Raw genomic sequence first — 22,890 nt, 5'->3', positions numbered from 1 at the left:
TGCAAAGAAGGGTAACGTATGGAACGAGTTCATATTTATCATACAAATGATTTACATTCACACTTTGAGAATTGGCCTCGAATTGAAGCTTACTTAGCTCAGCAACAAAAAGCTCATCAAGAACAGAAGGAGAATGTTTTTACATTTGATATTGGTGATGCTTGCGATCGAGTACACCCTCTAACTGAAGCTACCGATGGTCAAGCTAATATTCAATTATTGAATGAAGGGCACTATGATGCTGTTACTGTTGGAAATAATGAAGGCATCGGAAATTCTAAAAAACAATTAAATCAATTATACACAAAGGCTAATTTTGATGTTGTTTTAGCTAATTTAGCGGATATCAGAACAGGAGAAGCGCCGGATTGGGCGTTGCCTTTTAAAATTTATGAAACAAAAGATGGATTTCGGTTTGGAGTTTTTGGTTTAACAGCACCGTTTCCGACAAGCTATGTACCAAATGGATGGCAGGTTAGTGAACCAGATAGTATTATCCCAGAAATATTGGAACTTCTGACTCCTTTAGTTGATGCAGTGATTCTGTTATCTCATTTGGGGATTATGGAAGATCGTCGTATTGCTGAAATGTATCCAATGATTGATTTAATTATTGGCTCACATACCCACCATCTATTGCCAGATGGAGAAACTGTACGACAAACATTGATTACAGCTGCTGGTAAGTTTGGAATGTATGTTGGACATATTGAACTTGAAATCGATGACTTTAAACGATTAACTGTTACTAAAGCTAGTGTAATTGAGACTGCAAGGTTACCTGTTGCCAGTCATGAAACAGAACGTATCAAAGAGTATGAGATAAAGGGACATCGTTTATTAAAAACTCAAAAAGTTGCTTATTTGCCTAATGATTTGCCAGTTGATTGGTTTGCTTCATCGCCACTTGTCGAAATGGGGTTAAAAGCCGTAAAAGATTATGCTAAAACTGAAGTGTCGATTTTAAATGCAGGTTTGTTTATGAAAGGATTGACTGCAGGGCTTGTTTCGAAAGATGATTTGCACACCTTGTTACCTCATCCAATGCGCGTAATGCGCTGTACCCTTTCTGGGGGGGACATTGCCAGAATGATTCTTGAAATGGAAAAAAATCGAGGTTATCTAAAAAGTTTTCCAATTAAAGGGATGGGATTCCGAGGAAAACTATTTGGAGAAATTTGTTACGATGGCATTGAATACGATGCTACGAATAGGAGTATCAAATGGTTGGGAGAGCCTCTTGATGAGTATAGGGAGTATACATTTGCGACAGTTGATCATTTCTTATATATCCCTTACTTTCCAACCATCGAAATTTGTGGCGTCAATGAAGTGATCTTTCCTTATTTTATTCGAAATGTCTTCGGACAATATTTAACAAGGAACTATCCAATTGAGTAAAAATTAAGTATAATAAACTAGAGCTTTAATAAAAAAGTTAAGTGATTTGAAAATATAAAGCGCGTGAAAGGCGGTGACTTCATTTGTCAGATGAAAAAGAAGTAGAAGTTATTCAAGAGAGTTCAACTGCAAAAGAACAAGATACAACGGAGTTAACAACTGCGGAAGCAACTGAATTAACAGTTGAAGAAGAAAATTTAGTTGTGCGGATGATAGATGAAACGAATTTGATTGTTGAGGGACGTAAGTATGAATTAGTGCTTAATTACCGAGACGGCTTCAATAGTGAAAAATTAGCTGAAAGATATAGCGATATTTTAAGTAAATATGATTTTATTGTAGCAGATTGGGGCTTTGATCAACTGAGATTAAAAGGTTTTTATGAAGATAAAAATCGAAAAGTGCCACAAGAGCAGCGAATTGGCTCGTTAGAAGATTATTTATATGAGTTTTGTAACTTTGGCTGTGCTTATTTTGTTTTGAAACGTACAGGTGGAAGAAAAGAAAAAACAGTTCGACCAAAAAGAACGAGAACAAAAAATACGCAAATTTCTGCTACTAAAGCGGAATCAACTAAACCGACAAGAGAAGTAGCAACAAAAAGTCAAAAAACAGCTAGGCCAACTAAGCAACGTTCTGATAAATCACGTTCAGACAATCAAAAAAATAAGAATAAAAGTTTTGTTGCAAAACAAGTCAAAGAAAAGTCTGAAGCACCAGTTGTTTCAAAACCGGCAGTAGAAACGGTAAAGGAAAAAAATGGTCAACGCCATTTTAATATTCGACGTAATGATGTAGAAAAGGTGAAGAATAAAGAATAAAGGCGGGATATGATGAAGTATAAAGGCTATTTGATTGATTTAGATGGAACGATGTATCGAGGAAGTGAGCCAATTCCAGCGGCTACTGCTTTCATTAAACGTCTACAGGCAGAGAAAATCCCATTTTTATTTGTGACAAATAATACGACGAAATCACAAGAAGAAGTTGTCAAAAATCTAAGCACAAATTTTGATATTCATGTCACGGAAGCTGAAGTTTATACAGGTTCTATTGCGACAGCGGCCTATTTAAAATCTTTAAATAAAGGCAATAAAGTCTATGCAATTGGCGAAGCAGGTTTAAAATTAGCCTTATCAGAAGCTGGTTTTGTTGAAGAAGAAACGAATCCAGACTATGTTGTTGTTGCTTTGGATCGAAATGTTCATTACCATAATTTCGAACTGGCAACACTAGCCATTCATCGTGGAGCTCGTTTTATATCAACAAATAAAGATACGAATCTTCCCAGTGAAAAAGGCTTAATTCCTGGAGCAGGTGCTTTAACTGCCTTAATTACCGCTTCAACTAAAAAACAACCAACCTATATTGGAAAGCCAGAAGCCATTATCATGGAAGAGGCGTTAAAAGTAATTGGTTTGGATAAATCAGATGTTTTAATGGTAGGAGATAATTATGAAACGGATATTATGGCAGGTATTCAAAACGAGATTGATAGCTTACTCGTCTTATCCGGTTTCACAAGTGAAAAAGATTTAGAAAAGGTAGCTAAACAGCCGACTTATGTTGTTAAGTCATTAGCTGAATGGGAATTTTAATGAAATTAAAAACAATTCATTTTTTTGGAATTCTAAGCATCTTTTTATTCATTATTTCGGTTGGGATTGCTTTGACAATCAATATGTTTCCACTCTACTGGTTTGATATTGACTATTTAGGCATTGCAGAATATGTAGGCGTGCCAAAGGAAATTCTTGTGGAGAATTACTCAGCTTTGATGCGTTATTTAAATTTACCTTGGGTGACAACCTTAAATATGCCTGATTTTCCAAGTTCAGCCAACGGTCTGTTACACTTTTATGAAGTGAAGCGTTTGTTCTTATTGGATTACGCTGTATTAATCGGTAGCGGAATTGGTAGCTTTTTCTTTATACGTTATTTGAAAATAAAAAAATTGATTTGGATTTTGATTCGTCCTTTCCAAATTGCTTTAGTAGCTCCAGTAGTTGTGCTGTTTTTTGTAGCAGTTAGCTTTGATCGATTATTTGTTTTGTTTCATGAGGTCTTTTTCAATAACGATGCATGGATATTTAATCCAGCAACTGACCCTATTATCGAAGCTTTGCCGCAAGAATTTTTTATGCATTGCTTCATACTAGCTTTTGTATTAATTGAGGTTCAATTTTTATTGGGCTATCTTTTAACAAGAAGAGAATTAAAAAAATAAAAAACACTCAAATTTCAGCGAATGGAATTTGAGTGTTTTTTTATTAGTGGGTAATGTCACTTTTAGAAGGATCGGCATGAGCAAGTCTGCTGGCAGCAGAAGCTGCAATTGCGCCGATAATATCATCTAAGAAAGTATGAATTTCCCCAGAGTTATGATCATTTAATTTTTTTAAAATGCCAGGTTTAACTTTGTCAATATAACCAAAATTAGTAAAGCCGATTGATCCGTATACATTGACAATTGAAAGAGCCATAATTTCATCAATTCCGTACAAACCTTCATCTTCTGCAATAATATCTTGTAAAGGTTGCATTAACAAGTTTTGTTCAGCTAGAATATCCAACTGGATTCCAGTGATGATGGCATTTTGAACTTCACGTTTTTTTAATACAGCATTCACATGCTCTAAACAAATCTCAATGGTTAAATCTTGAACATATGATTGTTGTAGAAACATGACTAATTCAGCAATATCAGTTAATTCCACTTGTCTTTCCTTAATTAAGTCAAGTGCTTTTTGGTAGAGTAGATTTGAATCTTTTACCATAACTTCACCCCATTCATAGTAATAGTATAACCTAGATTAGTAAAATTGACAGGATTTAAGTTAATTATTTTTCAAAAAAAAGGAAAAACATGGTACAATTAATTCTGAACTTAGTAGTGATTTGTCATAGAAATTGACTATAGATGTTTGAAAATGATAAAGAAAGGAAGAATCGTTCAAATGGATCCCATTGTCGAATTTTGTGTAAATAACGCTGCTAACGGAACCCAACCTATTATTGAACAACTTGAAAAAGACGGAAAAGTAGAAGTCGTTTCATATGATTGTTTAAATGAATGTGTGGTTTGTGCAAAAGACTTCTTTGCCTTAGCTGAAGGAAAGCTTGTTCGGGCAGATACTCCAGAAGAGCTGTTAACTAAAATATATAGCTCTTTAGAAGAAGAGGGCTGGCTATAGAATAGAAAAAACATCAAACTTGTTAAAGTTTGATGTTTTTTTGTTAGGCGAGCTCTTTTGAGTCAGTCCTTCGGAAAAAAGATAAATTCCCAAAAAAGCAAAGAGACACTTTTCTTGGAATTTCCTATTTTCTGCCAGGCCTAACCGACTCAACGAGCTTTTTATTAAAATAAACTTGTGCTGTGCATCGGTTGAACTTTTTTATCAGGATAAATATAACTCATGGCATTGTTTATTGCTGTTGGCGCTTCGCCAAAACCTGCTGCAATTAATTTTACCTTGCCATTATAGGTGCAAATATCACCAGCAGCATAAATTCCTGGGATTGTTGTTTCCATTTTACTGTTAACAACAATAGCATTTTTTTCGATATCTAAGCCCCAATTTTTAATGGCACCGATTGAAGAAACAAAACCATAGTTAATCAGAAAGTCATCGACAACTAACTCTTCAACTTGATCACCTCGGACTTCTTTTAAGGTAATACTATCTAAAGCTTCTTTTGAACCATTTATTTTGGCTGGGATAAATGGCGTTTTAAGTTGAACAGTTGATTTATCTAATAAAGAAACACTATGTTCATGAGCTCTAAATTGATTGCGACGATGAATCAAAAAGACTTCCTTAGCCACAGGCTCTAACATTAAAGCCCAATCTACTGCAGAATCTCCGCCGCCACAAATCGCAACTTTTCGGTTTTTAAAACGTTCCAAGTTATCAACAAAATAATGAAGTGAAGTTCCTTCGTAACGTATCGCATTATCTAACTCTAGGCGTCTAGGCTGAAAAGCTCCATTACCAGCTGTGATGATAATCGCTTTAGAGTAATGTGTGTGCTTTGTTGTTTCCAAAACGAATAGTCCCTCTGCATCTTTCTCGACAGATAAAACCTCTTCTTCTAAACAAATCGTTGTTTCAAAACGAGACATTTGCTTTTCCAGATTATCAACTAATTCTTGAGCTTTGACTTCAGGAAAACCAGCGATATCATAGATTTTTTTTTCGGGATATAGTGTTGCAAGTTGACCACCTAATTTGGGTAAACTTTCAATTATTTTAACTTTAGCGTTGCGCATACCACCATAAAAGGCAGCAAACATACCGACAGGACCACCACCGATAATGGTAATATCAAATACATCATCTATTGAATCCATTGTTCATTCCTCCATAATGGTAATTTTTTGCTGAGAATGATTATCAGTATAGCATAAAAATAGAAAAATTACTTACTAAACGTAATAAAAAACTAGATTAATCGAATTTTACTATGAAAACAAGGATAAGCTCTAGTTAATCCTGTTCTACGAGTATATTCTTTAATCTAGTTTCTCTTAGTAATTGAAATAGTTAAGGATAGCTCGAACCAGATAGGCCATCGCGATTCCAGTAAATATTCCAAACAAAACTTCTAATGGTTTATGACCTAGATACTCCTTAATATGTTTATCACGTTGTTTTCTTTTTGGGCTTTCGCCGGATTCATTTGATTTAATTTTTAAATTTTGTAAATCAATAATCAATTGATTTAGGACGAGCCCTTGTTCGCCACTTTGTCTGCGAACACCCATTGCATCGAACATAACGATGACCCCAAAAGTAACAGCAATTGCAACGTATGGTGATTCCCAGCCATAGTTTAAAATTAATGCTGTAATCAAAGCTGTTACACCAGCAGAATGAGAACTAGGCATACCACCTGTTGAAACTGCTAACGCCCACGTTGTATTCTTCTTTAATAAAAATGCAATGGGGACTTTAATAAACTGTGAAAAACAAATTGCACTTAATGCAGCAATTAGTGGATAATTCGTTAGAATTTGCATAGGAAACCCGCCTTTAGAAAAACTTAATAGTTGATGTCTTTATCATATCACGAAATAAAGCTGAAAAACGAAAAAAAATTAATTCTTACAAAATTTAATAAAAAAGATTGGTAAAAATCGAAAGAGTTGGTTATGATAGGAGAGTAAAATAATTTTGTAGGAGGACTGCTGAATATGACTCAATTTCCACAATTATCGACAGAAGTGGCAGCAAACGAAAAATTAGTAACAATGAAAACGACAATGGGAGATATTAAGCTTAAATTATTCCCAGATTTAGCTCCTAAAACAGTTGAAAACTTTTTAGGTTTAGCAGCAAAAGGTTATTATGATGGAATTATTTTTCACCGTGTTATTCCTGACTTCATGATTCAAGGTGGCGACCCAACTGGAACAGGTATGGGTGGCGAAAGTCTATGGGGTGAAGAGTTTAATGATGAATTCTCAAAACAAGCCTTTAACCTAAATGGTGCACTTTCAATGGCTAATGCGGGTCCTAATACTAATGGAAGCCAATTCTTTATTGTTTCAAATACAGAAGTACCGCAAAATATGTTAACTCAATTAGAAGGCGCTGGTTATGAGAAAGAAGTAATTGATGCTTATGCTAAAAACGGAGGAACTCCTTGGTTGGATTTCCGTCATACTGTTTTTGGTCATGTAATTGAAGGCATGGATGTTGTTTACGATATCCAAAATGTAAAACGTGGTGCGCAAGATAAACCGGTTAATGGCGTACGTATTGAATCAATTGAAATTGCTGATTAATTAGCAAAAGACTGGAGATGAAAATCTTCAGTCTTTTTTTGTCGTGTAGATTAAAACTAGAAATTTAGGCAAAGTGCACAGATTTTAATTAAATTGTGAAAACGGCATCATTTTAAAAAAAATTTATGCTACAATAAAGATGCAAAATAAACCTGTAGTTAAGAAAGGAAGTTACATGAATGATGTATGGGGCAATTGAAGCTGGCGGGACTAAATTTGTTTGTGCAATCAGCGATGAAAACTTTGAAATTAAAGAACGAGTAAGTATACCAACCACAACACCTGAAGAGACCTTAAGCCACGTTTTTGAGTTTTTTGATCAATTTAAGTTGGATTCAATTGGAATTGGCTCGTTTGGACCAATTGATGTTAATAAAAAATCAGCGACCTATGGATATGTTACAACGACTCCAAAAGTTGCTTGGACTAATTTTGATTTTTTAGGAGCAGTAAAAAAACGTTATGAAATTCCTGTTGGTTGGACAACAGATGTGAATGCAGCAGCACTTGGCGAATTGAAAAAGGGTGCGGCAATTGGGTTAGACAGTTGTGTGTATTTAACTGTGGGAACTGGTATTGGTGGCGGAGCTGTTGTAAATGGGAAGCTGCTAGCGGGATATGGTCATCCAGAAATGGGACATATGTTAGTTAGATTGCATCCAGATGAGAGCTATGGTGGATTTTGTCCATACCATGGAAATTGCTTAGAAGGAATTGCTGCAGGTCCGGCTATTGAAGGACGTTACGGTGTGAAAGGTCATGAATTGGCAGATAAAATAGAAGTCTGGCAAATGGAAGCCTATTATTTAGCGCAAGCATTAATGAATTATACTCTAATTTTAAGTCCAGAAAGAATTGTTTTAGGTGGCGGAGTAATGAAGCAAAACCAACTCTATACATTAGTTAGAGAAGAGTTTAAAAAATTAATGGCTGGTTATGTAGCTGTTCCTCCATTAGAAGAATATATAGTTGCTCCAGGCTTAGGTGATAATGCTGGAGTTACAGGCTGTTTATTATTAGCAGCAGATGAATTAACTAAATAAAAAAAATGCGACTATTAATTCTAGTCGCATTTTTTATTTAGTTTAAATTTATTTAGTTAAAGCTACTTTTAAGCGTTCTAAGCCTTCTTTCAAAGTAGCCCGAGAAGTAGCGATATTCATTCGCATAAATTGACTGCCGTTTGGTCCAAAGCTAATTCCAGGATTTAAGCCTAAGCGTCCCATGTTAACTAATTGCTTCCTTAAGGCTGAATCGCTTAATCCTAAGTAAGAACAATCAAGCCAAATTAGATAAGTTGCTTCTGGTTTTAAAAATTTAACTTGTGGCAATTCCTTTTCCAAAAATTTACAGGCATAATCTAAATTTTCACTAAGATAGTCTAATAGCTCTTCTAGCCAAACTTCGCCTGTGTTGTAGGCAGCTTCTGTGGCAACATAGCCAAAAGTATTAATGCCGTCTTGTTCGCTTTTGTGTTGCTCCATCGCAATTTTTGCTTTTAATTCTTTATTTTTAACAAAAATCATGGAGTGCTTCACACCAGCCATATTAAATGTTTTGGTAGCAGCAGTTAGTGTAACGACAAACTCTTGATAACTTGGATCAAGCGTAACGACAGAAGTAAATGAGTGTGGTGCGAAAACCAAGTCACCATGAATTTCATCACTAACTAAAATGACCTTATATTTTTTACATAACTCAGCAAGTTGTTTCAACTCGGTTGTCGACCAAACCCGTCCACCAGGATTATGAGGATTGCATAGAATAAATAATTTGACTGAATGATTCTTCAATTTTTCTTCGATATCAACAAAATCCATTTTAAATTGTTTATTTTCAATGATTAAGCTAGAACGAACTAATTGACGTTGATTACTTCTTACAACTTCTGTAAATGGTGGATAGACAGGATCATGTATCATAACACTATCCCCTGGTTCAGTTAGAGCTGTAACCATTAATGCTAAACTAGGTACAACGCCAGGTGAAAATAAAATGTCGGATTTATTCAAATTTAGCTGATGGTGGTTACTTTGCCAATCAATTATGGCGTCATATAATCCATCACTAGGAATTGAGTAGCCAAGAATTTGAACATCTAGACTTTTTTTCAAGGCAGATAGAATTGTCTTAGGTGTAGCAAAATCCATATCCGCGACCCACATAGGTAAAACGTCCTCAGAGCCGAATTTTTCTGTCAGCATATCCCACTTAACAGAATTAGTGCCTTTACGGTTTATAATTTCATCAAAATTTGCTTGCATAAATCCACATCCTTCTCCATTAAATAAGTTCTCTTTACTCATTATACTGCAAAGGAAAGGTTTTCTCAAAAGTCAGACTTAAAATTACGGGATTGAGTTTTTTCGAAAGGCAAATAAAACTCCCTTTTTTTAAAAGTGGTGGTATAATATAAGAGAGAATACTACAGGATGATGGAAAAAATGAGGTGAAGGAATGACATATAAAATTGGCATGATTGTAAAAGGCAAGGTTACAGGCATTCAACCTTACGGAGCTTTTGTTTCTTTAGATAAAGACACCCAAGGCTTAGTGCACATCTCCGAATGTAAACATGGGTTTGTAAAAAATTTAAATGAAGTTTTGCAGGTTGGAGAAGAAATAGAAGTAATGGTTATTGATATAGATGAATATACCAAAAAAATAAGTTTATCTATGCGCTCGTTAGAACAAAAGTCGACGATGCACTATCATTATAAAAAACGGAAATATCGACCAGATAAAGCAGATAAAGTCGGGTTTGAATCATTACGACAAATGATGCCGAAATGGATTGAAGAAGCAAAAAATGACGAAAAAAAAAGGCAGAAATAAATCTTTTTCATTGAACATCTTTTAATTTTAGAAAAATGTGTTATGATACAGAATGTAAATCTTTCAAAATTATAGTGTGGGGTGCATACAAAAATGATAGAGAAGCAATGGGTTGCTGGAACAGTGATGACTATGGATCAAGAAGGTAGATCAGTATTTTTAGTGTCAAATAAAACTGGGGAAACAGCTAATTTTAGTTTTCCATCAGCAAAAATAGCAGAAAACAGAACAGGACTTGCTAGTATTTTAGAGGACTTAAAACATAAGTTAACCATTGATGTCTCATCATTACATTTGTTTGAATTAACGAATGCAATTGTTGCAGACGTGCGGATACCGTTATTTGTATTTGAACTAACAGAAAACCTAGATGACTTAGAAAGTTTGTTAAAAGTGTCAAAGGATGATACTTTATCATGGCAACACACAGATGCTATTCGTGGTGCTTTATCAACATGGGAAATTTCTGGTGTACCACAATTTTAGAACATATATTTCAAGAGCAGCAAATTCTTAAAAAGATTTGCTGTTTTTTCTTGCAATTTTTATGAAAAACTACTAAAGTATAAGAGCAGTATAGTGAGAAAAGTTTCACAAAAATTTGATGTCGGAGGGTTTAACATGCCACATATTCAATTTGATTATTCAAAGATTGATAAGTTCTTACAACCACATGAAGTAGCATATTTACAACAACAAGTTACAACAGCTGATGAAATGCTACGTAAAGGAACAGGCCAAGGAAATGATTTCCTAGGATGGATTGATTTGCCAAAAAATTACGATAAAGATGAATTTGCTCGTATTAAAGCAGCAGCTAAAAAAATTCAATCTGACTCAGAAGTATTAATTGTTATCGGAATTGGTGGTTCTTATTTAGGAGCTAAAGCAGCACTAGATTTCTTGAATCATTCTTTCTATAATCTACAAGATTCTAAAGATCGCAAAGCCCCACAAATCTTTTTTGCAGGAAATAGTATTAGTTCAAGCTATTTACATGACTTAATTGATATTATTGGAGATCGTGATTTTTCAGTAAATATTATTTCAAAATCAGGTACAACAACTGAACCAGCAATTGCGTTCCGTGTCTTTAAAGAATTGTTAGTTAAAAAATACGGTGCTGAAGAAGCTAAAAAACGTATTTATGCAACAACAGATAAAGCACAAGGCGCTTTAAAAAATGAAGCTAATGCTGAAGGCTATGAATCGTTCATTATTCCAGATGATGTTGGTGGGCGTTTTTCAGTATTAACTCCAGTTGGTTTATTACCAATTGCTGCTAGTGGAGCTGATATTGATAGCTTAATGAAAGGTGCAGCAGATGCAAGTGAAGCTTACTCTAATCCTAAATTAGAAGAAAATGAAGCTTATCAATATGCGGCTGTCCGTAATGCTTTATACCGTAAAGGCAAAGTAACAGAACTTTTAATTAATTATGAGCCAAGTTTACAATACTTCTCTGAGTGGTGGAAACAATTATTCGGCGAGTCTGAAGGAAAAGATCAAAAAGGTATCTACCCTTCAAGTGCAAACTTCTCAACAGATCTACATTCTTTAGGGCAGTATATCCAAGAAGGACGTCGCAATATTTTTGAGACAGTGATCAAAGTAGATAAAGCACGTCATGATATTAAAATCCCAGTAACTGAAGCAGATTTAGATGGTTTAGGTTATTTACAAGGGAAAGAAATTGATTTTGTTAACACAAAAGCATTCCAAGGAACATTATTAGCCCATACAGATGGTGATGTCCCAAATCTATTAGTAACAATTCCTGAAACAGATGCTTATACATTAGGCTATCTGATGTATTTCTTTGAAATTGCAGTTGGAATCTCTGGTTATTTAAATGGAGTGAATCCATTTGATCAACCAGGAGTTGAAGCTTACAAAAAGAACATGTTTGCTTTATTAGGCAAACCTGGATTTGAAGAATTAGCTAAAGAATTGAACGAACGTTTATAAAACAACATTTTGAGAGAAATATTGAACTAAAATAAATACCCTGAAAATATTGAAAAGTGGTTCGTGGTTCCGTAGTGGTTCCGTTTCGATACCACTTTTCAATTTATAGGGTATTTTTACATATTTACAATTAACTTTTTCTTGTACTCATTATATTTTTTCATTGCGTTTTGATTTGCAACAGGAGAGAAGGAAGCATAGATAAATGTAGCCTCAATATTTTTATGGCCAAGAATATCTTTTATGTCCTCTAAGGTCACACCTGCTTCACGTAACATGATAGCAAAAGTATGCCTCATATCGTGTATCGTGATTTTTGGAACGTCTCCGTTACATTTAGTCGTAATCCTATCAAAAGCTCCTGAGAGCGTTCTGTGTGCGATTGGACGAGCATCTGAAAAGCAATAAACGAAATCATATTCTGGATACTTTCTTTTAAATCCATTTTTCAAATTATTTGATCGTTGAATTTTTTTCAATTCAATTAAAGAGTCATATAATTCATCTGACATGATCAGCGTTCGAAAGCCGGAGTTTGTCTTTGGAGGTCCGAAAACAATTTGATCCTTGTTTTCTTGTCTGTATAGCCGACATTTATTGATATCAATTTCTTTCTTTTCCAAATCGATATCAGACCACTGCAAAGCCATAGCTTCTGAAATACGCAACCCTGTGTTTAAACAAGCAAGAAAGATGTAATAAAAAATATAAGCTCTTTCTTTTTTTGCTTGTTCTAAAAAAATGGATGCTTGTTTTTGGTTAAAATAAACGAGTTCTTCTTGCTTACTTACTACTTTTTTTCGGAACTCAGCACCTTCGCATGGATTGTTTTTAATTAACTCCATACGTTTTGCTTTTTTCATTGCATTATGAAGAGTTCCGTTAATTAACCGAATAGTAGAAGTTGCTAGTTTACAATCATCATAAAGCTTATTAATGAATTTTTGATGCTTTGAAAGAGTGTATTCCGTTAATTTAGTGAATCCTATATGCGGAATAATATAGTGATTAATGTTATACGTATGAACTTTTATCGTTCCAGGTTTAACATCAATCTTGTAATGAGTGATCCATTCGTCTAAATAATCTTTTATTAACATATCTGAGGTTTCAACATCTAATTCCCCAATGTTATAAAGATATTCAGCTTCCTTTGCAGCTTCTTTAGCAGCTGCACGAGTTCTAAACCCGCGTTTTCCTACTTTTTTTTCTTTACCAGTTGCTGGGTTAATACCAGCTCTGATTTGGTAACGCCATAGCTTTTTACCGCTTTTTAACTTATAAGGCACTATTGATGCCATGAAAATTCCTCCTACAGCTGGCAGGCTCATAAAAAAGGAATTCAAAGAATGAACTATGCTGTCATAGTTCCGAATCGCCTCCTTTCAAGTAAGAAATTCAGATTACTGAGTTCGATAAATGGAAACTTATTTTACGAATAAACGTATTTTAATCATCGAAATACTTATGTAGGTTCTTTTTTGGATAATAAAGCCAAATCAACTAATGTGAAATGGCTAAATGACTTCTGAGATTATAGTTTCTGGAAAAAATTATTTTAGAAGGTCAATAATTTTTTCTACAATATATTCAATTGTATCGTATGATGTATTTAGGGCTAGTTTCCCTGAAATAGAAGGGCTATAATCAGCTACTTCATCAGCAGTAATATTATGCCATATTGGTAAGAACACTATTCTTCCACCACTAGCTTGCTCTTTGTTAAGAAGTCCATCAACTTCGTACTGTGTCCAGTATTTTTCAATAAAAGAAGTTGAAATGATAACTATTCCAAATTTTGAATTCTTAAGGCCCTTATCGATAGATGTTCTGATACTCTCGCCCCAACCAATACTATCAGAGTCATACCATATTTTTACATCAGATTCTTTTAGTTGAGTTGCTAATTTATTAACGTAATCTTTATCGTTCGCTGAGTGGGATATAAACACATCGTACTCTTTTTTTTCAGCTGGTTCAGTATTGATTGAATCAGCAATTATATTTTGATTTCTTTTGAATGAATCAATTTTAATTTGCTGTTCTCTCATTACATTGGCCTGTAATTTTTGTTGTTCTTTAATTAAATCAGAATTTGCTTTATTTAATTGCGCCTGAACTTTTAATATTTTTTCCAAACAAGATGCTTGAATTTGTTTAGATTTTTGAATTTTATTATTCTCTCTTTCAATTTCTTTTAATCTTGAATTTATTGTTGTACTATTTTTAGATCGAGCAATTGCAGAGTTAGCTGTATTAATTTTTTTAAAAGAGTTAGCTTCATCTTTTGCGGCATTCATTCTTTTTTTCTCATTTGAGCTAATATCAGATTGTAATCTTCTAATTTTACTTTCAATCATTGAAATACTAGACATGTTATTCCTCCTAAAATATATTTTAAATTTTTATTCAAATTCAACTTCAGATAATCCTTCATTAACATTTTCAATAACTTCATTTTCTTCAATGAAAGCAATCCATTTCTGAGTACCATTGATTGCTGGTATGCCTATTTGGGTCTTTAATTGTCCATATAGCGTATCCATTGCTTGCGTCCACATTAGAGATGTAGCACGTTCTACTTTAGCCTCATTCCATTTAGCTTTACTAGCTCGGGCTTTGTTTTTTTCTAACTGGAAATTTTTAGCTTTTTCCATGAAAAAGGGGTAACTTGTTAAATTTTCTTGCATGTATTCCATAAAGTCTTGATAATTCATTATATTTACTTCCTTTCGAATGTATGTTCTTTTTTGTTTTTTAAGAAAAGCCCGAAGGCTAATCTTATGACTTTTAATTGTTCAAATTTGTTACGGCATAGTCAGCTTCTTCAGGAGTGAATTTCTCACCATGCTCAGAAGTTAATTGATCTCTAATTGCCTCTGGAGACATAGCCATATTATCTTGGTAATTCTTAGCAGTTTTAAGTGCATTAGCATTCCAATCTGCTTTAATATTGTCAATTGCATATTGTCCAGCTTCAGCAGAGAACTTTTCACCATATTCAGAAGTTAACTGATCATATATTCCCATACGAGACATATACATATTTTTAGAATAAGTTTCAGCTGACTTTAAAGCTGACTTGTATTCAGTTGGAACATTTGCTGCTGCTTCCTGAGCCGCTTTTTTTTCTGCTTTGGCCTGAGATTCAGCCGCAATTTTATCGTCAGCTTCTTTTTTTAACCTGTCTTCTTCCGTTTTTGCAGCAGCCAAATATTCTGCAGAAGGAGTTATTTTAGTTTTTTTAGTAGAAGATTTTCCATCAAGTGAAGAAGTGATTTCTATAATTTTATCTTTGTTTTTTGATAAAGAATAAGAAATTGAGAAAGTTCCTTGCTCATTAGCTAATGAAGACTCGTTCATAATACCGAGCCCTATTTTAATCTCTGACCCAGGTTCTGTTTTACCTGTTATTACAGCATTTCCATCCTTATCGGTTTCTATATCTAATGAATCTAGCTCTAAAGGCAAATCTTGTTTTGAAGAATCTTTATTTTGTTCAGATTCCTTCTTAGAAGCTGTATCTTTAGAAGCAACTTCTTTTTCGGTTGTTTCTGATTTACCTGAATCAGGAGAGGTTACACCCACTAATACAAAACAAACTAATAAAGCGATTATCGAATAATTTCTCATTTTTTTATCAGGCTTCTTTTTTATAAAATACCATACTCCAACAGCTGATAAAATTAATAACAATACAAAAAACGTACTCATATTTCCTCCTTTTTGAATAAAATAACTAATGAGACCACTTCAATAGATATTCTTTTCATGTTATAATATATTTGTTATGATACTATGAGTTCTAATCAGTCCCCACGACTGGTTAGAGCTTTTTTTATTTGTATAGAAACCTTTCCATTTCAAGGGGGAGGTTGTAGTAATCTAATATTGTATATTTATTATCGATTCCTAAGCCTTCATGCGATCCGTCCATTCTTAAATTAGAAGCAAAATAATTTGCTTCCATTTCAATTTTTAAAGATGAAGTTAACGATTGCGCAGAAAGAAAAGGAGTATTGGAATCTGAATGAAATATTGAGTGAGCTAATTCATGAGCACATGTGAAGTTCAAATAATCTTCACTTATATGATTGTTTAAATGAATAAACTTAATTCGTAATTCCTTATTGTAATATCCGTATATGCCACCTAAATCCTCCATAATAATTTTTACACCTAGTTCATGAGCTAATTTAAATGGGTCTCTTGTTTGATGATTATTAACTAATAAATGTAATTTTTTATCAATAATATCTAAACTCATTTAGTCACCTAATTTCGATATTTTTTAGGAGTAAATTTCTTTTTGGCTTCTTGTTTAGCAATTCTCAACGAATTTTCAAGCGACATGATTAAAAGTTCTCTAGTGTTGTCGTCCATTTCTCCATTTTCTTTTGAGTAGTGTGCGTTATTTTCTAAATCTTCTATCATAACTTGTAATCGTTCCGCGATGTCTTTTTCATCTTTATTAGTTAATTCATAGTAGTTATTGGCATTTTCTTCTTTTCCCAACAAGTAATTTGGAGTTGTGTTAAGAACATCTGCAATTCTAGCTAAATCATCGGAACTAGCAGTTGTGTAACTTCTTTCTATATTAGAAATTACTTGAGCTGTAAGATGAACCTTATCAGCTAATTCCTTTTGAGTAAGTCCTTGTTTTTTTCTTGTGTTTTTTATTCTCTCACCAGTACGCATGTTCCCACCTCTTTAAAAGTTAATATATCATAAATAACGGAATTTGTTACTAAACTAACGGAATTATTTAGTTTTATACAAAAAAAGATTGACAATAACGTAAAACGTTAGTATTATATAGATATAAAGTAACGGAATACGTTATATGAAAGGAGTAAATTATGTCAGTCCAAGAAAATATTAAAAAAATTAGAGAAGCAAAAGGCATTACTCAAACATCGGTTGCAAAATATGCATCATTAAGTGAAATGCAATATTACCGATTAGAAAAAGAAGCGAAAAAAATTGATCCAAATGTTCTGTTTTATATCGCAAAATTTTTGGGAGTTGATATGAATATTTTTTTTAACGACGAACTAACGGATAACGTTATTAAAGAATTCGTTAAGTAAATTCTATCACTACCACCCCCGAACTAAAAGCTAGTCAAGTACGAAAAGGAGGAAAAGAAAATGGAAAATAAAGAATTCAATGAACTTTATAAAGAAGCGATAAATTCTAGTTTGGTTCTCGTTAAAGAAATTTGTGAATTAAAAGAAACAGAAACAAACCCAGCAATGGTTGCATCCATCGCTGAGCTTATAAAGGTAATTACTGAATGTCAATATAACTAATTTCTACTGCATTCATCGCAACTTTATTAGTACCTATAAAGTTGTAGGTTAAAGATTCATTTAATGGTATTTCAGAAAAATCAGAATTAATAGTCGTCCAAGTTCCTCTGTGAAGGTATTTGATTTCTTTTAAGCCTGGTACAGAAATTATTTTACCACTTTTTAAATATATAGTTAATTCCATTTTTATCACCTCACTTTCAATTTAATTATATCAATTGAATTAGAGAACAAACAGCGAACAGGAGGAAACGCATCTATGAAAAACAATGAAGGATATTTTAAAAAGGGTGATTGCATTGAGATTAGTGGTAAAAAAACTTATATCGTAGTTGCAGCTAATGAAGATGAAGTTCAAGTAAGAAGTATCATGTGGTATAAAAATCCACCAATATTAGAAAATAGAATTGATATATATAGTAACAGTACCGAAAACTATTCATCTAAGTATTGGATAAAAATAGTTCCGGCACCGCTAGAATATGGATCAGAAATTCTTAATGTTTTAGCCAACTAACTAAAGGGTGAGTAAGTACTGAAAAGAGAGGAGTGAAAAAATGAACGAAGGAAAAGTAGTTTTAGATGTAGAAATTACTGATATGGATGAAAATTTAGAAAAAGCTAAAAAATTAGTAAACCTACTAAAAGAAGCCAAATCCCTATCAGAAGAATTGGCTTCAATCGAGTTTGAATTTTCGGTAAAAAAATAATTAGAATTTAAGTTCTAGCTTAACATCTTTATTGCAGTAAGGACATTTGCTAGTACCAACTTTAACCTTAATCATTTTTTTACAGTGTTCACAGTTGATTTCATAGGTACTTTTTAAAGCATCATCTTTTGCAAATTGTTTACCTTGTTTTTCTAAATCACGCATCAATTTATCCATAAAATTCACCTCGCTTTCAAATTAATTATATCAATGAGAAGAGGGAACAAATAGCGAACAGGAGGAAACACACACATGAATATTATCGAAGAGTTAACAAAAGTTGTAATTGAAAAAAAGGAGTATTACAAATTAAAACGAATTGCTGAAATCATTGGCAATAATGTTTTGGAAGGAAATAAAACCGATAGATTGCCATTTACATTTAATGAAATTGAAGATTATGCGGATCAACTGGAATCATCAAATATTTTAGTTTTAGTAGAACCAGAAACAAACCGAGTAACACTTGATTGGGGGCTAGCAAGTTGAGTTCAAAAGTAATTAGTCCATTTTTAATAGAAGCATCTGGAAGAAAACATATCCAACAAACTCATTTAGCTAGAGAAATACATCGTGCTAAATCAACTGTGAACGGATATTACAACGGAGGTCCAACTCCTGTTGATGCAATGGTAGAAATTGCATCAGTGATAAATGATTCAGAATTAAGCCAACAACTGGCGCACGAGAGTTTTGGTACTTTACCGAATTTTAACTCTGATAAGTACGAAGAATCAGCATTTGCAATGGATGTTTTCCAAAGAAAAGAATCAAACGAACGAAAAGCAATGAAAGAGCAAGCTGAGTTGGCATTAACGATACTCAATCATAAGTTAACAGATTCGGATAAGTCAGTATTAGCAGCATATGCAAATGAGTTTTTAGATGAAATTTTAATTGAGCTGAAAATAGTAAGTTTAATTAATAGAAAGATTGATGTATCAACCAATCAGTTAATAAAGATAAGAATTCCTTATTGGCTTTCAGAAGGTTACCTAACATAAGGAGGAGTAGTTATGCAACAAGTTGCTGAATGGAAAACAGTCAAAGAGGTTGCCGCACATTTTAAAGTTTCAACTAAAACGATATATAGATGGACAAACGATCGAAATAATCCTTTGCCGAATGATCGTAAAGATTCTATTATCCGGATTGATTTAATTGAGGCAGATAATTGGTTTAAAAATAAATCGCTGGCAGGCGGAAAGGTAAGCAAATGAATGAATTTATTGGTGTTGTGATAGGAGTATTAATCAGCGTTTCGGTTATTACTAACTTGCACTTATCTGAAAACAAAGCACATTCGAAAGATGAAAGTAAAAAAATTATCTCAGGGGGTATGATCCATGGAAGAAAAAGTAAAAACAGCAGTAAGTAGCCTAAATGATTATTTTGGAATTGAAAATAAAAACATGGCTTTGTGGTTTTACGGCGGTTTAGGTTTTCCAATCGCATGTGGCGCAATCGTTTTACTTGTATCGGTGGTGATATAAATGGAAATTATCAAGGATGAAAAAATGTCTCCTGAAATTTGTCGCACTTGTGAAAGATGCGGATTTGACCGAATTAAACATGATCATAAATTTTGCGGGATTTGCGGATTACCACAAAAAAAGACCAACCAGGATTGCACTCCCAGTTAGTCGGCTTAGAAAAATATATTAAAGTAATTCTACCATATTAGGAGGAACACAACAATGAAAAAAATTGAATTAATCAATATGAAAGTACGGAACTTTAAAGGATTTAAGGAGTTTGAGTTAGCAGCGAACGTTAAGAATGTCCAAGTTTTCGGTGATAATGCTACAGGTAAAACAACCTTATACGATGCCTTTCTATGGTGCTTATTCGGTAAAGATAGCAAGGATTCAACCAAGTTTTCATGGAAGCCGCTGGATCAGAATAATCAAGAAATTCATCATTTAGAGACCGAAGTTGTGCTTGAATTACTAATTGATGGTGAAGAAATCGAGTTTTCTCGTATGAATAAAGAGAAGTGGACTAAGAAACGAGGTTCGAACGCTGAAACATTTGAAGGCCACGATGCCACATATAGGATTGACGGATTAAAACAAACTCAAATTAAGTTTAAAAAGCGAATTGAAGAAATTGTTAACGAAGAAACATTTAAACAAATTACAAATATCTACTATATAGCTGAGAAGATGCCAGCCAAAGATAGACGTAAAATGTTATTCAGCCTAGTAGAAGATTTAACAGATATTCAAGTAATTGAGAGTAACAAAGAACTTAAACCGTTGCTAGATATCCTTGGAAAGCATTCAGTAGAAGATAAGCGCCAAATGATTGCTGAAGAACGAAGAAACATTAACAAGGACTTAGATAATATTCCTCAAAGAATTGATGAAGTGGACCGGTCAATTAATCCAGACTTAACTATTCAAAATAAAATAAGTTTAGAAGCTAAAAAAACCAGTCGTGAAACCGAACTAGCCAAAAATGAACAGGAACTAGCCAGTAAAACAAATGGAACGTATCTTACAAACAAACGTTCAGAGTTAACTACCAAAGTAGCTGAACTTGAAGCAGATAAAAGTAATTACACGATTAAACAGAACGAAAAAATAGCAGGTTTACAATCAGGTAAGCAAATTGTATATGAACAAGCTATGTCGGCTCAAAATGAAGTCTTAGAGGAAGAGAAGCATATTTCTAGTTTGAAAACTGATATTGAATCCGAAAAAAGTTATATCAGCAGACTTCAACAGGAAAAAGAAGGTTTGAGAAATAAATATATTTCTATCCGAGATAACAATTTTCCAGACTTTGACGAACATAAAACAACTTGTCAGTTCTGTAACCAAGATCTTCCAGTTGAACAGCAGGCGACAATTAAAGAAACCTATCAAAAAGAACGTGAAGCTTTCAATTTAAACCGAGCTAGCGAATTAGAACAAATAAACGAGCAAGGAACGAGCCTTTCAAAAGAAGAGGAAGTACACGAAGAATTACTTCAAGACCTACAAAATCAGGTGGCTGATACAACAGAACTTGATAAACGAATAAAAGTACGTGATGACCTAAAAAGCCAACACACAGCAATTATTAAGCAAATTGAAGCAATTCAAAATAATGCTACTCCTTTCATTGAAACAGAACAGTATAAAAAGAAAATTGTTGAAATTGAAGCAATTAAGCAAGAAATCATCACAATTCAAACTGGCGATGATAAAGAGCTTCAATCGCAAAAAGAGGTTATCAGTAACATTAAATTATCTATTAATCAGCTGAACGAACAGCTTTATGAGTATGTTTTATCTGAAAAACAAGAAGCTCGTAAGCAAGAATTGATTGAGGAAGAAAAACTTTTATCAGTTAAATTCGGTGAGTTAGATCAACAACTCTATTTACTAGATGAATTTATTAGAACAAAAGTTGACCTACTAACTAGTAAAATTAACGCCAAATTTAATTATGTTGATTTCAAACTGTTTGAAGAACAAATAAACGGCGGTCTTAAAGAAGTATGCGAGGTAACTGTTAAGGGCGTTCCTTATTCATCAGGACTAAACAACGCTGCAAGAATTAATGCAGGGTTAGATATTATCAACACAGTAACCGAAATCAACCAAATAAACGCACCAATTTTTATTGACAATGCAGAATCAATTAATGATTTATTAGCAGTACAAGCCCAAACAATCACGTTAAGCGTAAGTAAAGACAAAGACTTGAAAATGGAGGTAGCGTAATGGATATGGAAAAATACGAGGCTGAGTGGAAGTTAAAACGAACGCTACACGAAAATTTCCATATAAGAACCTGGATCAATCGCAAGAAATGTTATTTTCACGTATCAACTACATGCACCGTTGATGCAGGATATGAAACGATGGTTTTCCCTTCGAATCAAGCAGAAGAAATAATTGATTTTGGAGATATTTATTGCAAACGATACTCAAATGAAGAGGATGCAATTAAAGGGCATGAGGAAACAATCAGAAAAATATTTCAGGAGGTAATCAAATAATGACAACTAACCAAGCGCCTATGGTCATTCAAAAAGATATTACAGATACAGTAGCAAAAAGAATTAATGAAATGGAGAGCGATGGTTTAGCACTACCAACTTCTTATAGCTCAGCCAATGCTTTAAAATCAGCATTTTTCGCAATGACAAATTCATCTAATGGTAATTTACTAGAAAAATGCTCGAAAGAGTCAATTGCAAATTCACTTTTAGACATGGTTATTCAAGGGTTAAGCCCAGCTAAGACTCAATGTTACTTTGTACCATATGGAAATAATCTTAAAATGACACGATCATATTTTGGCACTCAGGCAGTTCTTAAACGCCTTAGTGGAGTTAAAGATATATGGGCCAATATCATTTTTAAAGGTGATGACTTTGTTATTGCAATTGAAAAAGGAAAAGAAATACTACTCAAACATGATACGAAGTTCGAAAACAGAGACAATGAAATCATTGGAGTTTATGCAATTATTGAAAAAGAAGATGGTGATCAAGTTCTAACTACAATGACTAAAAAAGAAATTGATGCATCTTGGAGCCAAGCGAAAACAACGAATGTTCAGAAGAAATTCCCGCAAGAAATGGCTAAGCGTACTGTCATTAACAGAGCAGCAAAAGCCTTTATAAATACTAGCGATGACAGTGATTTACTAATTGAAGCTATTAATAATACAACTGAAAATGAGTATGATAATGGTCCTAAAGAGGTTGAAGCGGTAGAAGATGAAGTTAAAGCTGAAATCAAAGAGAATGCTAATAAAGAAATAATTGACTTTATAACGGAAGAAGAGCCTCCGATTTATCAAGAAAACGAAGGTCCTGAAATTGAACAAAGTCAGCTCTTTGATGAAGTTAATCCACCGATTGAGCCAGCATTTTAAT

General features: G+C 33.5%; 33 protein-coding genes. 21 read left to right on the top strand and 12 right to left on the bottom strand.

Annotation, left to right across the window (positions count from 1 at the left end; genetic code table 11):
- Positions 1–18 precede the first annotated feature (18 nt).
- From BR77_RS06330 to BR77_RS06315, 4 genes are all read left to right on the top strand, one after another.
- Positions 19–1,401 carry a bifunctional metallophosphatase/5'-nucleotidase gene (locus BR77_RS06330; RefSeq protein WP_015075871.1) on the top strand — a complete coding sequence of 461 codons (1,383 nt, stop codon included), beginning with the start codon at positions 19–21 and terminating at the stop codon, positions 1,399–1,401.
- An 83-nt stretch (positions 1,402–1,484) separates the two neighbouring features.
- Entirely contained in the window at positions 1,485–2,222 is a 738-nt protein-coding gene (locus tag BR77_RS06325) for a YutD family protein (RefSeq protein ID WP_015075872.1), read from the top strand.
- Positions 2,223–2,234: 12 nt separating this feature from the next.
- Positions 2,235–2,999 carry a TIGR01457 family HAD-type hydrolase gene (locus tag BR77_RS06320; RefSeq protein WP_015075873.1) on the top strand — a complete coding sequence of 255 codons (765 nt, stop codon included), beginning with the start codon at positions 2,235–2,237 and terminating at the stop codon, positions 2,997–2,999.
- Entirely contained in the window at positions 2,987–3,628 is a 642-nt protein-coding gene (locus BR77_RS06315; protein ID WP_015075874.1) for a TIGR01906 family membrane protein, read from the top strand. Before BR77_RS06320 ends, BR77_RS06315 begins: the two co-directional genes overlap by 13 nt.
- Before the next feature lie 43 nt (positions 3,629–3,671).
- Here the strand turns inward: BR77_RS06315 and BR77_RS06310 are convergent, their stop codons facing one another.
- Complete coding sequence (locus tag BR77_RS06310; protein WP_010051182.1) at positions 3,672–4,178, bottom strand: phosphatidylglycerophosphatase A family protein; 507 nt, start codon at positions 4,176–4,178, stop codon at positions 3,672–3,674.
- A 153-nt stretch (positions 4,179–4,331) separates the two neighbouring features.
- Between BR77_RS06310 and BR77_RS06305 the strand changes: the two genes are divergently transcribed.
- A complete protein-coding gene (locus BR77_RS06305; protein ID WP_231620906.1) occupies positions 4,332–4,595 on the top strand; it encodes a YuzB family protein in 264 nt (87 codons plus the stop codon).
- A 164-nt stretch (positions 4,596–4,759) separates the two neighbouring features.
- Here BR77_RS06305 and BR77_RS06300 read toward each other — a convergent pair whose 3' ends face one another.
- Together BR77_RS06300 and BR77_RS06295 are read right to left on the bottom strand one after the other, a co-directional pair.
- Complete coding sequence (locus BR77_RS06300; protein WP_010051185.1) at positions 4,760–5,752, bottom strand: NAD(P)/FAD-dependent oxidoreductase; 993 nt, start codon at positions 5,750–5,752, stop codon at positions 4,760–4,762.
- A 177-nt stretch (positions 5,753–5,929) separates the two neighbouring features.
- Positions 5,930–6,421, bottom strand: a complete 492-nt coding sequence (locus BR77_RS06295) for a divergent PAP2 family protein (protein ID WP_010051187.1) — start codon at positions 6,419–6,421, stop codon at positions 5,930–5,932.
- 174 nt (positions 6,422–6,595) lie between these two features.
- Between BR77_RS06295 and BR77_RS06290 the strand changes: the two genes are divergently transcribed.
- Both BR77_RS06290 and BR77_RS06285 read left to right on the top strand, forming a co-directional pair.
- The gene (locus BR77_RS06290) at positions 6,596–7,189 is read left to right on the top strand and encodes a peptidylprolyl isomerase (RefSeq protein ID WP_010051188.1); all 594 of its coding nucleotides are present in this window, start codon (positions 6,596–6,598) and stop codon (positions 7,187–7,189) included.
- Between the two features lie 179 nt (positions 7,190–7,368).
- The gene (locus tag BR77_RS06285) at positions 7,369–8,232 is read left to right on the top strand and encodes an ROK family protein (RefSeq protein ID WP_010051189.1); all 864 of its coding nucleotides are present in this window, start codon (positions 7,369–7,371) and stop codon (positions 8,230–8,232) included.
- A 48-nt stretch (positions 8,233–8,280) separates the two neighbouring features.
- On the opposite strand, the gene BR77_RS06280 is transcribed toward BR77_RS06285, so the two are convergent.
- Positions 8,281–9,453 carry a MalY/PatB family protein gene (locus tag BR77_RS06280; protein WP_015075875.1) on the bottom strand — a complete coding sequence of 391 codons (1,173 nt, stop codon included), beginning with the start codon at positions 9,451–9,453 and terminating at the stop codon, positions 8,281–8,283.
- A 193-nt stretch (positions 9,454–9,646) separates the two neighbouring features.
- On the opposite strand from BR77_RS06280, the gene BR77_RS06275 reads away from it, so the two are divergent.
- The 3 genes from BR77_RS06275 (at position 9,647) to BR77_RS06265 (ending at position 11,992) form a co-directional block, all read left to right on the top strand.
- The gene (locus tag BR77_RS06275; protein WP_010051191.1) at positions 9,647–10,024 is read left to right on the top strand and encodes a CvfD/Ygs/GSP13 family RNA-binding post-transcriptional regulator; all 378 of its coding nucleotides are present in this window, start codon (positions 9,647–9,649) and stop codon (positions 10,022–10,024) included.
- A 93-nt stretch (positions 10,025–10,117) separates the two neighbouring features.
- Positions 10,118–10,510 carry a hypothetical protein gene (locus BR77_RS06270; RefSeq protein WP_010051193.1) on the top strand — a complete coding sequence of 131 codons (393 nt, stop codon included), beginning with the start codon at positions 10,118–10,120 and terminating at the stop codon, positions 10,508–10,510.
- 135 nt (positions 10,511–10,645) lie between these two features.
- The gene (locus tag BR77_RS06265) at positions 10,646–11,992 is read left to right on the top strand and encodes a glucose-6-phosphate isomerase (protein ID WP_010051195.1); all 1,347 of its coding nucleotides are present in this window, start codon (positions 10,646–10,648) and stop codon (positions 11,990–11,992) included.
- A gap of 116 nt (positions 11,993–12,108) precedes the next feature.
- Here the strand turns inward: BR77_RS06265 and BR77_RS06260 are convergent, their stop codons facing one another.
- The 6 genes from BR77_RS06260 to BR77_RS06235 all read right to left on the bottom strand — a co-directional run bounded on the left by BR77_RS06260 (position 12,109) and on the right by BR77_RS06235 (position 16,690).
- Complete coding sequence (locus BR77_RS06260; protein WP_155520291.1) at positions 12,109–13,323, bottom strand: tyrosine-type recombinase/integrase; 1,215 nt, start codon at positions 13,321–13,323, stop codon at positions 12,109–12,111.
- Between the two features lie 222 nt (positions 13,324–13,545).
- Positions 13,546–14,367 (bottom strand): TIR domain-containing protein, encoded by an 822-nt coding sequence (locus BR77_RS06255; protein ID WP_035064336.1) that lies wholly within the window; start codon positions 14,365–14,367, stop codon positions 13,546–13,548.
- A gap of 30 nt (positions 14,368–14,397) precedes the next feature.
- On the bottom strand, positions 14,398–14,709 hold the full coding sequence (locus BR77_RS06250; RefSeq protein WP_035064334.1) for a hypothetical protein: 312 nt from the start codon (positions 14,707–14,709) through the stop codon (positions 14,398–14,400).
- 73 nt (positions 14,710–14,782) lie between these two features.
- Positions 14,783–15,706 carry an Ltp family lipoprotein gene (locus tag BR77_RS19405; protein WP_236700907.1) on the bottom strand — a complete coding sequence of 308 codons (924 nt, stop codon included), beginning with the start codon at positions 15,704–15,706 and terminating at the stop codon, positions 14,783–14,785.
- Positions 15,707–15,830: 124 nt separating this feature from the next.
- Entirely contained in the window at positions 15,831–16,259 is a 429-nt protein-coding gene (locus BR77_RS06240; RefSeq protein ID WP_035064331.1) for an ImmA/IrrE family metallo-endopeptidase, read from the bottom strand.
- A gap of 8 nt (positions 16,260–16,267) precedes the next feature.
- The gene (locus tag BR77_RS06235; protein ID WP_035064327.1) at positions 16,268–16,690 is read right to left on the bottom strand and encodes a helix-turn-helix domain-containing protein; all 423 of its coding nucleotides are present in this window, start codon (positions 16,688–16,690) and stop codon (positions 16,268–16,270) included.
- Between the two features lie 161 nt (positions 16,691–16,851).
- Here BR77_RS06235 and BR77_RS06230 point away from each other — a divergent pair, with 161 nt between their 5' ends.
- Together BR77_RS06230 and BR77_RS19025 are read left to right on the top strand one after the other, a co-directional pair.
- Positions 16,852–17,082 (top strand): helix-turn-helix domain-containing protein, encoded by a 231-nt coding sequence (locus tag BR77_RS06230; protein ID WP_035064325.1) that lies wholly within the window; start codon positions 16,852–16,854, stop codon positions 17,080–17,082.
- 60 nt (positions 17,083–17,142) lie between these two features.
- Positions 17,143–17,304, top strand: a complete 162-nt coding sequence (locus BR77_RS19025) for a hypothetical protein (protein WP_155520292.1) — start codon at positions 17,143–17,145, stop codon at positions 17,302–17,304.
- Here BR77_RS19025 and BR77_RS06225 read toward each other — a convergent pair.
- Positions 17,282–17,488, bottom strand: coding sequence for a hypothetical protein (locus BR77_RS06225; protein ID WP_035064322.1), 207 nt, complete (start codon positions 17,486–17,488; stop codon positions 17,282–17,284). The two genes, BR77_RS19025 and BR77_RS06225, sit on opposite strands and share 23 nt — an antisense overlap.
- 75 nt (positions 17,489–17,563) lie before the next feature.
- On the opposite strand from BR77_RS06225, the gene BR77_RS06220 reads away from it, so the two are divergent.
- Both BR77_RS06220 and BR77_RS19020 read left to right on the top strand, forming a co-directional pair.
- On the top strand, positions 17,564–17,821 hold the full coding sequence (locus BR77_RS06220) for a hypothetical protein (RefSeq protein ID WP_034564724.1): 258 nt from the start codon (positions 17,564–17,566) through the stop codon (positions 17,819–17,821).
- 40 nt (positions 17,822–17,861) lie between these two features.
- Positions 17,862–18,014 carry a hypothetical protein gene (locus tag BR77_RS19020; RefSeq protein ID WP_162922006.1) on the top strand — a complete coding sequence of 51 codons (153 nt, stop codon included), beginning with the start codon at positions 17,862–17,864 and terminating at the stop codon, positions 18,012–18,014.
- Here BR77_RS19020 and BR77_RS19015 read toward each other — a convergent pair whose 3' ends face one another.
- The gene (locus BR77_RS19015) at positions 18,015–18,191 is read right to left on the bottom strand and encodes a hypothetical protein (RefSeq protein ID WP_155520293.1); all 177 of its coding nucleotides are present in this window, start codon (positions 18,189–18,191) and stop codon (positions 18,015–18,017) included.
- Positions 18,192–18,266: 75 nt separating this feature from the next.
- Between BR77_RS19015 and BR77_RS06215 the strand changes: the two genes are divergently transcribed.
- The 7 genes from BR77_RS06215 (at position 18,267) to BR77_RS06190 (ending at position 22,889) form a co-directional block, all read left to right on the top strand.
- Positions 18,267–18,503 carry a hypothetical protein gene (locus tag BR77_RS06215; RefSeq protein ID WP_035064319.1) on the top strand — a complete coding sequence of 79 codons (237 nt, stop codon included), beginning with the start codon at positions 18,267–18,269 and terminating at the stop codon, positions 18,501–18,503.
- A complete protein-coding gene (locus BR77_RS06210) occupies positions 18,500–19,018 on the top strand; it encodes a hypothetical protein (protein ID WP_035064317.1) in 519 nt (172 codons plus the stop codon). Before BR77_RS06215 ends, BR77_RS06210 begins: the two co-directional genes overlap by 4 nt.
- Positions 19,019–19,030: 12 nt before the next feature.
- Complete coding sequence (locus BR77_RS06205) at positions 19,031–19,234, top strand: helix-turn-helix domain-containing protein (RefSeq protein ID WP_035064314.1); 204 nt, start codon at positions 19,031–19,033, stop codon at positions 19,232–19,234.
- 126 nt (positions 19,235–19,360) lie between these two features.
- Positions 19,361–19,507: a hypothetical protein gene (locus BR77_RS19010; protein WP_015076757.1), complete on the top strand. Its 147-nt coding sequence runs from the start codon at positions 19,361–19,363 to the stop codon at positions 19,505–19,507.
- Positions 19,508–19,711: 204 nt separating this feature from the next.
- The gene (locus tag BR77_RS06200) at positions 19,712–21,727 is read left to right on the top strand and encodes an AAA family ATPase (protein WP_035064310.1); all 2,016 of its coding nucleotides are present in this window, start codon (positions 19,712–19,714) and stop codon (positions 21,725–21,727) included.
- Positions 21,727–22,005 (top strand): hypothetical protein, encoded by a 279-nt coding sequence (locus tag BR77_RS06195; RefSeq protein ID WP_035064308.1) that lies wholly within the window; start codon positions 21,727–21,729, stop codon positions 22,003–22,005. Before BR77_RS06200 ends, BR77_RS06195 begins: the two co-directional genes overlap by 1 nt.
- A complete protein-coding gene (locus tag BR77_RS06190; RefSeq protein ID WP_035064305.1) occupies positions 22,005–22,889 on the top strand; it encodes a recombinase RecT in 885 nt (294 codons plus the stop codon). Before BR77_RS06195 ends, BR77_RS06190 begins: the two co-directional genes overlap by 1 nt.
- Position 22,890: the final 1 nt, after the last annotated feature.

Origin of the sequence: Carnobacterium maltaromaticum DSM 20342, from assembly GCF_000744945.1 — a bacterium.
GTDB classification, from domain to species: domain Bacteria; phylum Bacillota; class Bacilli; order Lactobacillales; family Carnobacteriaceae; genus Carnobacterium; species Carnobacterium maltaromaticum.
This window is presented reverse-complemented; position numbering and strand designations above follow the sequence as displayed.